Source organism: Bacillus cereus group sp. MYBK79-1, from assembly GCF_051915365.1.
In the GTDB taxonomy this organism is placed as follows: Bacteria; Bacillota; Bacilli; order Bacillales; family Bacillaceae_G; genus Bacillus_A.
Map to the genome: position 1 here is coordinate 131,446 of NZ_JBQAEO010000003.1, position 12,017 is coordinate 143,462.

The following is a 12,017-nucleotide window of genomic DNA, read 5'->3' on the forward strand; positions in this document are numbered from 1 at the left end:
ACTTTTATAAGGACTAATATTTATTGTTGGCTGCCCAAAAGACAAGTAAAGATAGTTTGATGCTGCAAATAATCTTTATTTTAAAGTGTAGTTTAGGGTAGAAAAATGAAGTAACCAAAGATGGAGGATTTATGAGTACATATTTCAAAAGAATATCTGTAATTTGTTTTATTTTTACTGTTCTGATTGGACAAATTTTTATGCCTATCATAGGGCATGCTCAAGAATTAAATACGACAGGATTTGTTGATAGTTTTGCATTTGAAAAGACGAAATTAAATTATGGAGAAAAGACTACGATACATGTAAACTTTAGTGAAAAACCTGGAAAGAAGATGAAGTCTGGGGATACATTAACGTTAGCACTGCCTCCAGAATTAAAGGGCTATAGTGGAACTATCGCATTAAAAGATGAATCAGGGCGCGTTTTTGGTACGTGCCAGATTAATACAAATAATGTAGTTTGTACATTTAATGATACAGTAGAACAGCTCCAAAATATTAGAGGGAATTTTAATTTTGCTGTTCAAGGTACGAATGTAGAAGCAGGAAAAACGAAAGATGTACAAACGAATTTAGGAACAAGTTTAGAAAAGCAATCGGTAAGTATTACGCATCCAAAAGGGGGAGGTACAGAACCGGGGATCTTTTTCTATAAGTCTGGTGATATTCAGCCGGACAAAAGTAATGAAGTACGTTGGTTTTTAAATATAAATTTAAAGAAACAACATTTACATGACAACATCACTTTGAAAGATACTTTGCAAGAAGGACAAATGCTTAATAAAGATAGTTTTAAGATAACTATTAATAATAGAGAATATTTGTCTCTTGAGCAATTTCAGCAGCGAGGTTATGGATATATTAAGTTTACTAGTGATAACTCATTTGAAGTTGTAGTTTATAGACATATGGGGAGCGCTAATTCCTTTACGGTTTTCTACACATCAACTATTACTGATAGCGGGAAAAAATTAAAACATTTACAGAATGACTATAAACTTGATTATCAAATTTTATATGAAAAGCCTATTTCTGAATCTAATAGTGTAAAGGTTGAAAATATATCGTTTGGTGGCGGAGCTGAAGGCGATTTACCTGCGAAAGGAACGCTGCAAATTGTGAAACATATTGAAGGAAACGAAGGGAAAGTTATTCCTGGTGTTTCTTTTAAATTGTACACAGAGTCAGGTCAGCAAATTGGTGATTCTTATACAACAAATAAAGACGGAGTAGTTGAAGTGCCAAACCTTACTCCAGGTAATTACTACGTGCAAGAAATTTCTGCTCCGAATTACGTAGAGTTTGATTCAAAAGCAAAGATTCCTTTTATAATTAAGACGGATGCTACAAACGGAATAAAACTTATGGTTCCAAATAAGTTAAAAACTACATCAGTTTCGGGAACGAAAACGTGGGAAGGCGATAAAGTAAATGATCGCCCAAAAACGATTAAAGTAGATTTACTACAAAACGGTAAAGTCATTGCAACGAAAGAAGTTACGTCAGCGAATGGCTGGAAATATGAGTTTGAAAAGTTACCAGCAGTTGATAATGAAGGAAAAGCTCATACGTATGAAGTAAAAGAACAATTAGTATCAGGATATCAATCGAAAGTTAACGGATATGATATTACAAATATAAAGATCCACGAAGTAACAGAAGTAGAAGAACAAGGTAAAGAAGAATCAATAGAAGAACTGGAAGCTCCAACTAACCCAGAAACACCGAAAGTAACAGAAGAGCCGAAAGAGCTAGAGAAGCCAGAAGTTACGGAGAAGCCGGAAATTCATGTAAAACCAGAAGAAGAACAAGTTGAAGAAGAAACAACAGAAGAAATAAAAGAAGAAAAACCGGAAACGCCAAAAGTAACAGAAGAGCCGAAAGAGCTAGAGAAGCCAGAAGTTACGGAGAAGCCGGAAATTCATGTAAAACCAGAAGAAGAACAGATTGAAGAAGAGACAACAGAAGAAATAAAAGAAGAAAAACCGGAAGAGCCAAAGGTGACAGAAGAGTCGAAAGAACTAGAGAAGCCAGAAGTTACGGAGAAGCCGGAAATTCATGTAAAACCAGAAGAAGAAGTAAAAGAACCAAACAAGCCAGAAGTAAAAGAACAACCGGAAGTTTCAAATAAACCAGAAACTCAAGGTAAAGTAGAAGTAGAAAACAAACAAGATGTACAAAATAAACATGAAGTACCATCTAGTAAAGAAAGTAATACCCAATCAAAATCTCTTCCACAAACAGGGGGAGCAGCAAATGAATCTACTTCTATCCTTGCAGGTATGCTCGCGTTAATTTTGGGAGCAATGATGTTTAGACGTCAAAAAAATTAATGAATGTGAGAGCATTAAGTTCTTATATTTTTAGTTTGGGAACAGATGTATAGAAAAAAGCGGAGACGATAAGTCTCCGCTTTTTATATTATTTACGTGAAAATCCTTCTTCATCAAGGTATTCCGCAGCTTCTGGATAAGAGTTGAATGTACCGTCTAAGTTTACACCAGCGTACACGTTCCACATATCATCCTCTTGAATAAGAGTTAGGATGTGGCCGTCTTCGTTCTTCCATTCTTCTTCTGCAGCAGGTTCCATTGGTGTAACAATTTCTTCTGGCTCCTGTGATAGACGTTCAATTACTTTCTCAATTAATGAACGCAGTTCTTCTTCTGAAAACTCACGGATGTTAATCATGCCTTTATCATCTGTTTTATAACCTTTAATGAAGTTTGCATATACAAATCCGTTTCCGTTTGGATGTAAATGATATACAACGTTCTTTTTATCTAAACGACTTTCTTCAAAGTGAAAGTTCACGCGTTTTAATGATACGTTCTTTCTTTCTAATTCAGGGAAAGATTCAATGATTGATAATTTTTCTTCAAAAGTTAGCATAGTGCCTCCAAATATATAATAAAAGATTTAATTTATCTATTATAGCACAGTTACAATGGTTTCCAAAGATAAGGCGAGGCTTATAATTGAATGCGTTTACGTCACGATACTGTAAAAAGTGGACTAACGAATATATTCTTTTAGGTGTACAATGGAAAATGGACTTTACCCCGCATTAACGGGCAGTAAAACTCCCACCTCAAAATATGGCTGGAGCAAAGAAGTTAGGTGGGAGATTAACTGCCTGTAAAAGCCCGATTGGTTCAACTAATAATCAGTGGGGGATGAACAAAACCCCCACTGATTAAAGTTTCACTTTATACGAAGGTGGTTATTATATGTTTCAAAAAATAGCAAAGGAATGTTTAGCTGGTTTTACGGTTGCGATTGTTGCGTTGCCACTTGCCATTGCATTTGGTATTGCTGCAACGGGAACGTCTGAGGGAGCGCTTGTTGGATTGTATGGTGCGATTTTTGCAGGTTTATTTGCGGCTTTATTTGGCGGGACACCGGGGCAGGTTACCGGGCCAACTGGACCGATTACGGTAATTGCGACAGGGGTTATTGCGACGCACGGGTTAGAGGCGAGTTTTATAGCCTTTATGATGGCGGGACTATTTCAAATTTTATTCGGTGTATGTAAGCTTGGCTCTTACGTGCGATATATTCCGTATCCTGTCGTTTCAGGATTTATGAACGGTATCGCATTAATTATTATTTTAGGTGAAATAAAGCATGTGCAAAATAGTTTTCTACTCGTAGTATTAACGATTATTGTCATGATTGTTTCTGGAAAATGGATTAAGGCTATTCCATCTAGTTTAGTTGCATTAGTCGGTGTGACTGCTTTGCTTCCTTTATTTTCTTCTGCGTTAGAAGGGCTTACAGTGAAGTTGCCGATTATCGGAAACCTATCATTAAATAAGGTGATTGAAAAGATTGGAACGATTCCAGAAGCGATGCCGACGCTTCATATTCCATCTTTAAGCGGAACAGGCATCACAGAACTTATTTTACCAGCGCTTAGTATTGCTTTATTAGGATCGATTGACTCGTTGTTAACATCGGTTGTAATGGATAATGTGACGGGTACCCGTCATAAAAGTAATAAAGAACTGGTCGGACAAGGTATCGGTAATATGATGAGCGGGTTGTTTGGTGGATTAGCAGGGGCAGGGGCGACTGTACGGTCTATCGTGAATATAAGAAGCGGTGGTAAAACGGCGCTTTCAGCATGTGTGCATAGTGTTATATTATTTATTTTCATTATGGGACTTGGATCAGTCGTACAATACATTCCGCTTGCTGTATTATCAGGTATATTAATTTTAACTGGTATTGGCATGTTTGATTGGGAAAGCATGAAGAAAATGCATGTAGCACCAAAAGGTGATGTCATCGTTATGCTCATAACGATGGTTATCACAGTGAAGTTTGATTTAATGATCGCTGTTGCGTTCGGAATTATTCTTTCGTTCATTATATACATGGTGAAATGTAAAGAACGTAAAGCTTCTATTGTAAAAGAGAAGGAAGCGACGTATAAAATTAAAGGCCCACTTTCTTTCCTAACGGTGGATCGCGTTTTTCATACTTTACAAGACATAAAATCTCCAGTTGTTTTACGTATGAAAGATGTGCGCTATATGGATGTATCAGGCGCAATGGCTTTGCTGAACTTTGTGGAGCAGTCGGATAAAGTAGGTGCGAGTGTGACGCTAGAACAAGTGCCTGCTCATATTGAAAACACGTTAGTAACGATGGCGACTAATGAGCAGAAAGATAAATTACAGTTTGAAAAAGCTGAGGCTATATAAGGAAACGCCCTCGTATGAGGGTGTTTTTTTATTAGTTTTAATATCTCTATATAGGGATATTTTGCGTTTATTGACATTTATTAATCTTAGCAGTATAGTAACATCTTAGATTAGCAATGTGCTATTATAAGAAGGTATATGAATTTTGAGATTCCTTTATATTCAGAAGGAAGAGCTTTAAGCTGGAGGGAATATTTGATGTACAAACAGTTACCACATGGAGTGAAGATCGGGATTACGCGATCAATTGTTGTTTCTTTTGAGAAGTATATGAAAGAAATTGAATGGAATGAAGAAAAATTTGATATGCAGCAATTTGTTGAACAGTGGAAACAGTATTTATACACAAAATCAACTTGGATCAATAAAGTAGATGATGAGTTGAAAGAACATCCAGATTTCCATCAAGCGTTAGCAGTGAAAGTGAATGAAAAAATTAACGAGCTTATTAATGAAGAGCCGAGCGAAGAGCAAGTAGAGCAATTAAAGAGGCATAAAGTGGAGCACATAGATGAAATGTGCAAATTAGAAGCTGAATATCATATTGAACGTTTATTAGTAACGAAGTAAATTTTACATAAAGAAAAAGCCTGTCCAAGGAGGTGTGATGACCATCTTTCTGAACAGGCTTTTTGTATGAAAAAGAATAAGAGAGGCTGCTTCTAGAAGCAGCCTCTCTTATTAGTCTTGTGGTACAAACGCTTTCCAAGAAGATAGATCCATATCTTCTTTTAATATAGATGAAGCAGGGAAGACAAATGACCACGGTTTTGTAGTGTTCGCTTTAATCTCAAGATTTGGTAATGTGAAAGCTCCTTTCACAACAACTGCACCTGAAGCATCTTCAATATGAAGAGGAAGTTGCTCTAGTTGAATGTTGTCTTTGCAACCGTTACGAATAAGAAGCGTTGTATGTAAATCACCGTTTTCTTTTCTTGCAGCTTGCAGGCCTAGGAAGTTAATTTCACCATCATTTGGAGGTGTTAAGTTGTCTACGAAATTACGTAAAGCTTCTTTGCTTGCTTCAGGTAATTGAGCTTCCCAAGATGGATCTAAATCTAATGCATGCTTACTTTCAAGTTCAAATGCCAATTCCCAATCTGTTTGCGATAATGCAGCATCTGTAATTGTTTCTTGCTCAAATGTAAAGATGAATGGCATATTTACATTTGCAGGAACATCTCCTAATGAAGAAAGGTTAAATGTTTTGCGAGCACATAGTTTTTTCTCTTTATTTAGAAGGATTAATGTAACCTCTTCGAAAGAAATTGGTTTCGGAACAGTACTACGAATAAATACAGCTACGTCATAACCATTATCACGTTTTTCAATCTCAATTCCAGATAAAGAAATTTGATATTCTTGTAAACGTGTTAGTTCTTTATGTAAAAATTGATAAATGTATTTTTGTTCTTGTGCTACTGCACCCCAGCTTGGATGGAAGTAAAGCGTTGGTTTTACAGTTTTATTTTCAATATTTATTTCTTCTTGTCCGAATAATTGATTACTAGAGACAGTCGTATCTTTTCCGCTTTTCTTAGCTCTTTTTAGGAATGATAACATAATCTTTCACCTCGTTATTGTACGTTTTCAGGAACACCTAAATGTCTTGCAACATAGCGGCACATTTCTTTTTCGAAATTACCATATGTGTATAAAAAGATATCTAAACCTTCTTTTTGATACAGACGAGTAGGGTCTTCTTGTTGATATTGTCTTAGCCCGATGCCTTCTTTTAAGTGGGTCATCGCATCTAAGTGATTTACCCAGTTCTGATCTAGGAAATGAAGGGCAACATAGCGTAGCGACTGCTGTAAATCAGTATGGCTATTTAGTTCATTTACGCGCTCTTTATAAAGAGATAATGTTTCTTTCAAAACGGATTGTAAATCTTCCGGTGAATGTACATTATTCGCTGATAGTGATGGCATATTTGTTACTGGTAAAATTTCGTTTATATTTTCTGTTAAACGAGCGAAATCCCATTCTTCCGGAAGCATACCTTCTAAAAGATACTGCTTAGAAATGGCTTCTACAGCATGATCAATCATTGGAATAATAATTTCAATCATATTTGTATCTTCTTGTAACAAGTTATTACGTAATTTATAAATAACGTTACGTTGGTCATTTATTACATCATCTAACTTTAAATTGTACTCACGCATTGAGAAATGGCTACCTTCACAAATTAATTGTGTACGGTTCACGAAATCATGGACTTTAGAAGTGAGAATAAGTCCTGTTTCATCTGTTTTCAGTGATTTATTAAATTTCTCGACTTCTTCTTGTGCGAAACGTTTTAGCATTTCATCTTCTAAAGAAAGGAAGAACTGAGAGCTACCTGGATCTCCTTGACGACCAGCGCGACCTTTTAGCTGATTGTCAACGCGTCTTGATTCATGGCGTTCTGTCCCAATTACATGTAATCCACCAATTTCATGGACACCCTCACCTAGTAAAATATCAGTACCTCGTCCGGCCATATTCGTCGCAATTGTAATTTGTCCTTTTTGTCCAGCTGTTGCGATTAAATCGGCCTCTTGTTCTGCGCTTTTTGCATTTAATAATTGATATGTAATATGCGCTTCATCTAAGTAACGAGCAACGGTTTCTGATTGTAAAATAGACATTGTCCCAATTAAAATCGGGCGTCCTTGTTTATTGTGTTTTAGAACATCTTCACGTACAGCTTTATATTTAGCATCGGCTGTTACGTACACGACGTCATTTTTGTCTTCACGAATGATAGGACGGTTTGTCGGAATCGGCATAACTTCCATGTTATATACACGGTTAAATTCTTTCTCTTCCGTTTTTGCTGTACCTGTCATACCAGATAATGCTGGATACATACGGAAGAAGTTTTGAATTGTAATGGACGCTTGTGTTTGGTTTTCTTCTGTGACTTCTAAACCTTCTTTTGCTTCAAGAGCTTGGTGTAAACCGTCACTTAAAGAGCGACCATCCATAACGCGGCCCGTGAAAATATCTACAAGTAGAATTTTTTCATCATGTACAATATAATCAACATCACATTGGAAAGCGACATGAGCTCGTAATGCTTGAATCATATAATGATATAAAGTTTGATGCTCTAAATCATATAGGTTATCGATATCAAATAAATCTTCTATTTTTGTAATACCGTCTTCTGTAAAACTAGCAGATTTCGTTTCTGCATCGTACGTGTAATGAAGAGTATCCTGGAATGATTTAATAACTTTTGCACATAAATAGTGTAAATCAGAGCTACTGGATTGCTTACCAGCGATAATAAGAGGCGTCTTCGCTTCATCAATTAAAACGCTATCAATCTCATCGATAATAGCAAAATGATAGGGACGTTGTACCTGTTCATTTTTTGAAGCGGCCATATTATCACGTAAATAGTCAAAGCCAAATTCTGTTCCAATACCATATGTAATATCAGCTTCGTAAGCAAGTTTCTTTTCGTTAGGATCGATTTGAGGAATATTCAATCCAACCTTTAAACCTAGAAATTCATGAACTTGGCCAATCAATTCTTTATCTCGTTTTGCTAAATAGTCGTTTACAGTAATAACGTGAACACCTTTTCCTTCAAGAGCACGTACGTATGTTGGAAGAGAAGAAACTAATGTTTTTCCTTCGCCAGTTGGCATCTCTGCAATATTACCTTCTAATAGTACAAGACCACCAATTAACTGCACATCGTAGTGACGTAATCCAAGTACACGCTTTGCTGCTTCACGTACAACAGCGAACGCCTCTACTTTTATATCATCCACTGTTTTTCCGTCGTTTAGCATGTTTTTAAATGTGGTCGTTTTATGACGTAATTCTTCATCAGATAAATCAGATAGTTTTGCTTCTAGATTATTAATCTCTTGAACAATTTGTTCATATTTTTTTAGTTTTCTCTTTTGAGAATCTCCTAACAGCTTTTTTACCGAATTCAGCATGTTGTAAACACTCCTCTTACTGACAATAGCTACATTATAGCACATGTTTATCTGGAATAAGTAGAAGTAGTAAATTGAAGAAAAAACTGGATAAAAATAAGGTGTTATTACATATGATATATTTAAAAGCCGTAAAGAAAGAGAGTATTCAATGTATAATAAATTTGGTATGATAGCTAAATGAGATAAAGTGAAATTTTTCAAAAAAGAGAAGAATATAGTTATCTCGTTTTATGATGTAATATGTATGGAAATTATATATTGAAAGAAAAGAGCTAGAAGATGAATAATAAGTTTGTGAAAGGCGCTGCGATTTTAACGATTACAACGTTTCTATCGAAAGTGTTGGGAAGTTTTTTTCAAATCCCATTACAAAATATAGCAGGAGATGAAGTGCTTGGGATTTTTCGCCTTGTTTTTCCTGTATATATGATAGCTTTAACTTTATCGGTAGCGGGAGTACCGCTGGCTATATCACAGTTAATCGCTGAACTTCATGAGAAGAATGATAAAGACGGGATCGCCAAACTATTTATGTCAGCATCTATTATTGGAGTAATATTTGGGGTGCTTGGATTTTCGGTTATTATGATTGGATCAAGTATGTTTGCAAATATGCTTGGTGGACAAGATACGAGACTCCCATTAATTGTCACTTCGTTTGCTTTATTAATCGCACCATATATGGCGGTATATCGAGGGTATTTCCAAGGTTTTGGAGATATGATTCCTACCGGGGTGTCACAAGTAATTGAGCAATTCATTCGTGTTTTCTTTATGTTAGCAATTGCATTCTTATTCGTATCTTGGAATAAAGACAGTGATGTTGTAACAGGCGGTGCAATGATTGGTTCTTGCCTTGGGGTAATTACGTCACTGATTTATTTGAGATTGAAGTATGTAAAAAGTATATATCGTTATAAAAGTAATACATATTCACTGCAAGACTTTAAAGAAAATGCAAAAAAAATACTTCGGGTCTCGATTCCAATTGCGATTGGAGCATTATCGATGCCGTTGTTCAATTTAGTTGATTCTGTAACGATTCCACATATGTTGCATGAATCCACTACAACGATTCAAGAACAATTTGGTATATATAGTCGTGGTTTTGCGTTTACACAATTAATTGTCGTGTTTGCAAGCGCGATGGTATTTCCGTTAATCCCGTTGTTAACTGCTGCATTAACAAAGAAAGATATAGCGTTAGCAAAACAAACAATTGAACGAACAAATGAGCTTGCTCATGTTTTAACAACGCCGATAACAATCTGGCTCATGGCACTTACAGTCCCGTTAAATGTTGGGTTGTTTACAGATGCGAAAGGGAGCGGCATGTTAGCTATTTTAATTGGTAGTTCGTATTTCACATCTCTTATGGTATTATCAATAGGAATTTTGCAAGGAATTAACCGTTCTAAGCAAGCGGCGTGGATAGTTGTTGGAGCGAGTTTTGTAAAAGTCATATTAAATATAGTACTTGTAAGTCAATTTGGCATAACTGGTGCGGCTTATAGTACACTTATCATATATATCATGATTTGTATCGTAAATTATATATACATTCGAAAAGAATTGGCTTATTCGATTCGCATGGGGAGATTTTTTGCTGTAATTGGAGTATCTAGTATAGTAGGTATAGGATTATATTTCACATCTACTGTAATAAATGTGTTAGATTCTAGACTTATTGCAGTAATATATAGTGGTTTAGCATTTTGTGTGGCTTTGTTCATCTATGGCATATGCGCATTAAAGTTGAACTGGATATCCAAAAAGCAAATTCCATTTTTACGTAAGTAAATTTGTCTATAAATGAGTATGTCTATGCATATGTTTGTGAAAGAAATCAATTTGAAGTTATCCAACTTTTCTTATTAAAGAGTTGATAGCAATTTGTTGAATGACAAAAAGTTGATTGCGAAATGTTGGAGGAGATTAAGAGTGCGGTTAGTTTTATCAGGATATTATGGTTTTTATAATGTTGGGGACGAAGCAATTTTGCAATCAATTATTAAAGCGCTACATGAAGAGGATCCTACTCTTGAGCTTGTTGTACTTTCGAATGACCCCGACTATACAAGAAAAATGTACGGTGTAGAGGCAGTAAATCGCTGGGATATAAGAGCAATTTATAAGGAAATAAAGAAAAGTAATGGTTTAATTAGCGGAGGGGGAAGTCTCCTTCAAGATAAAACGAGTATTAAAAGCATTTTGTACTATACAGGTATTATGCGACTTGCTCGTTTTGTGAAGAAGCCATATTATATTTATGCGCAAGGAATTGGTCCAATTACGAAAAGACAAAATCGTTTATTAGTGAAATGGCAAGTATCAAAAGCGGCATATATATCAGTTCGTGATGAAGATTCATTTTTGTATTTAAAAGAAATGGGTATTAAGAAAGATATCGAACTAGTTCCAGATCCAGTATTGGCATGTCAACCAGAAGGAATGAAGTCGGAGTGGCTACAAAAACATTCAATTCACGGGAAAGTAATTGCAGTTAGTGTGAGGTATTGGGACGCGAAAGAAGACTATATGAAGAAGCTAGCAGATACGCTGAAAAAATTTAAGCGTGATGGATATCATATTTTATTCGTACCAATGCATGGGCCATTTGATCAAAATGCATCACGCGATATTATTAACTTAATGGGAGAAGAAGCTCATATGCTTCCATATAAGCTGGATATTCATGAAAAAATTTCAATTTTGTCGGAATGTTCGCTTCTAATCGGGATGAGACTTCATGCGCTCATACTATCTGCGGTTGCTAATATTCCTATGGTCGGTATTTCATATGATCCAAAGATTGATTCGTTTTTACAACAAGTAAATCAGCCGATTATCGGAAACGTAGATGGTGACTGGTCAGCTGAAACTTTGTATAATGTGGCTGTGAAACAACTAGAACAAAAAGAATATGTACAAGTAACGTTGGAACAAAGAGTAAAAGAGTTGCGAGAACAAATTTCAACAGCGTCTCGATACATCATAAGTGACTTGAATTCAAAAGAGTTCGAAAAAAGAGGAATGTAATCTTAATTTAAGAGGACATCCTCTTTTTTATTTTTTGAAAAAAAGAAAATGTCGAAAGAAATGAAATGTTTGCAGAAAAATGTCGAAATGCATAAGTGGTTTTAAATGTATGCTCATAAAAAAGAAGTTTGAGGGATAAGATGTATGTTTAATAATCCTAACATTAATATATATAACATGTTAGGATTTGGCATTTTAGTTGGTGATTATAAGAAAATAGGTATGGTAATTTTGAAAAATCGGACGGTAAGAAAAATGTCGAATTATATAAAAATTAGTTGTCGATTAATGTCATAATATCTTTATAGTTAGATATTGA

The 12,017-nt window shown here is 35.4% G+C and carries 8 protein-coding genes; 5 read left to right on the forward strand and 3 right to left on the reverse strand.

Going from position 1 to position 12,017, the window contains the following annotated elements; translation table 11 throughout:
- The first annotated feature begins 131 nt into the window (after nucleotides 1-131).
- Entirely contained in the window at nucleotides 132-2,336 is a 2,205-nt protein-coding gene (locus ACTFOB_RS07520) for a Cna B-type domain-containing protein (RefSeq protein WP_440032717.1), read from the forward strand.
- 88 nt (nucleotides 2,337-2,424) lie between these two features.
- On the opposite strand, the gene ACTFOB_RS07525 is transcribed toward ACTFOB_RS07520, so the two are convergent.
- Nucleotides 2,425-2,895, reverse strand: a complete 471-nt coding sequence (locus ACTFOB_RS07525; RefSeq protein ID WP_000955002.1) for a hypothetical protein — start codon at nucleotides 2,893-2,895, stop codon at nucleotides 2,425-2,427.
- 338 nt (nucleotides 2,896-3,233) lie between these two features.
- Between ACTFOB_RS07525 and ACTFOB_RS07530 the strand changes: the two genes are divergently transcribed.
- Complete coding sequence (locus ACTFOB_RS07530) at nucleotides 3,234-4,712, forward strand: SulP family inorganic anion transporter (protein ID WP_440026411.1); 1,479 nt, start codon at nucleotides 3,234-3,236, stop codon at nucleotides 4,710-4,712.
- A 198-nt stretch (nucleotides 4,713-4,910) separates the two neighbouring features.
- Entirely contained in the window at nucleotides 4,911-5,282 is a 372-nt protein-coding gene (locus ACTFOB_RS07535) for a hypothetical protein (protein ID WP_440026413.1), read from the forward strand.
- 111 nt (nucleotides 5,283-5,393) lie between these two features.
- Here ACTFOB_RS07535 and ACTFOB_RS07540 read toward each other — a convergent pair whose 3' ends face one another.
- Together ACTFOB_RS07540 and secA2 are read right to left on the reverse strand one after the other, a co-directional pair.
- A complete protein-coding gene (locus ACTFOB_RS07540) occupies nucleotides 5,394-6,275 on the reverse strand; it encodes an accessory Sec system S-layer assembly protein (protein ID WP_440026415.1) in 882 nt (293 codons plus the stop codon).
- Between the two features lie 14 nt (nucleotides 6,276-6,289).
- The gene (gene secA2 / locus ACTFOB_RS07545; RefSeq protein WP_440026417.1) at nucleotides 6,290-8,656 is read right to left on the reverse strand and encodes an accessory Sec system translocase SecA2; all 2,367 of its coding nucleotides are present in this window, start codon (nucleotides 8,654-8,656) and stop codon (nucleotides 6,290-6,292) included.
- Between the two features lie 282 nt (nucleotides 8,657-8,938).
- Between secA2 and ACTFOB_RS07550 the strand changes: the two genes are divergently transcribed.
- Nucleotides 8,939-10,459, forward strand: a complete 1,521-nt coding sequence (locus ACTFOB_RS07550; RefSeq protein WP_440026419.1) for a putative polysaccharide biosynthesis protein — start codon at nucleotides 8,939-8,941, stop codon at nucleotides 10,457-10,459.
- Nucleotides 10,460-10,600: 141 nt separating this feature from the next.
- Nucleotides 10,601-11,698, forward strand: a complete 1,098-nt coding sequence (csaB, locus tag ACTFOB_RS07555; protein WP_440026421.1) for a polysaccharide pyruvyl transferase CsaB — start codon at nucleotides 10,601-10,603, stop codon at nucleotides 11,696-11,698.
- Nucleotides 11,699-12,017 lie beyond the last annotated feature (319 nt).

Coding starts and splice junctions, on each gene's coding strand:
- ACTFOB_RS07520 (WP_440032717.1), top strand. CDS start 132: ATGAGTACATATTTCAAAAGAATATCTGTAATTTGTTTTATTTTTACT.
- ACTFOB_RS07525 (WP_000955002.1), bottom strand. CDS start 2,895: ATGCTAACTTTTGAAGAAAAATTATCAATCATTGAATCTTTCCCTGAA.
- ACTFOB_RS07530 (WP_440026411.1), top strand. CDS start 3,234: ATGTTTCAAAAAATAGCAAAGGAATGTTTAGCTGGTTTTACGGTTGCG.
- ACTFOB_RS07535 (WP_440026413.1), top strand. CDS start 4,911: ATGTACAAACAGTTACCACATGGAGTGAAGATCGGGATTACGCGATCA.
- ACTFOB_RS07540 (WP_440026415.1), bottom strand. CDS start 6,275: ATGTTATCATTCCTAAAAAGAGCTAAGAAAAGCGGAAAAGATACGACT.
- secA2 (WP_440026417.1), bottom strand. CDS start 8,656: ATGCTGAATTCGGTAAAAAAGCTGTTAGGAGATTCTCAAAAGAGAAAA.
- ACTFOB_RS07550 (WP_440026419.1), top strand. CDS start 8,939: ATGAATAATAAGTTTGTGAAAGGCGCTGCGATTTTAACGATTACAACG.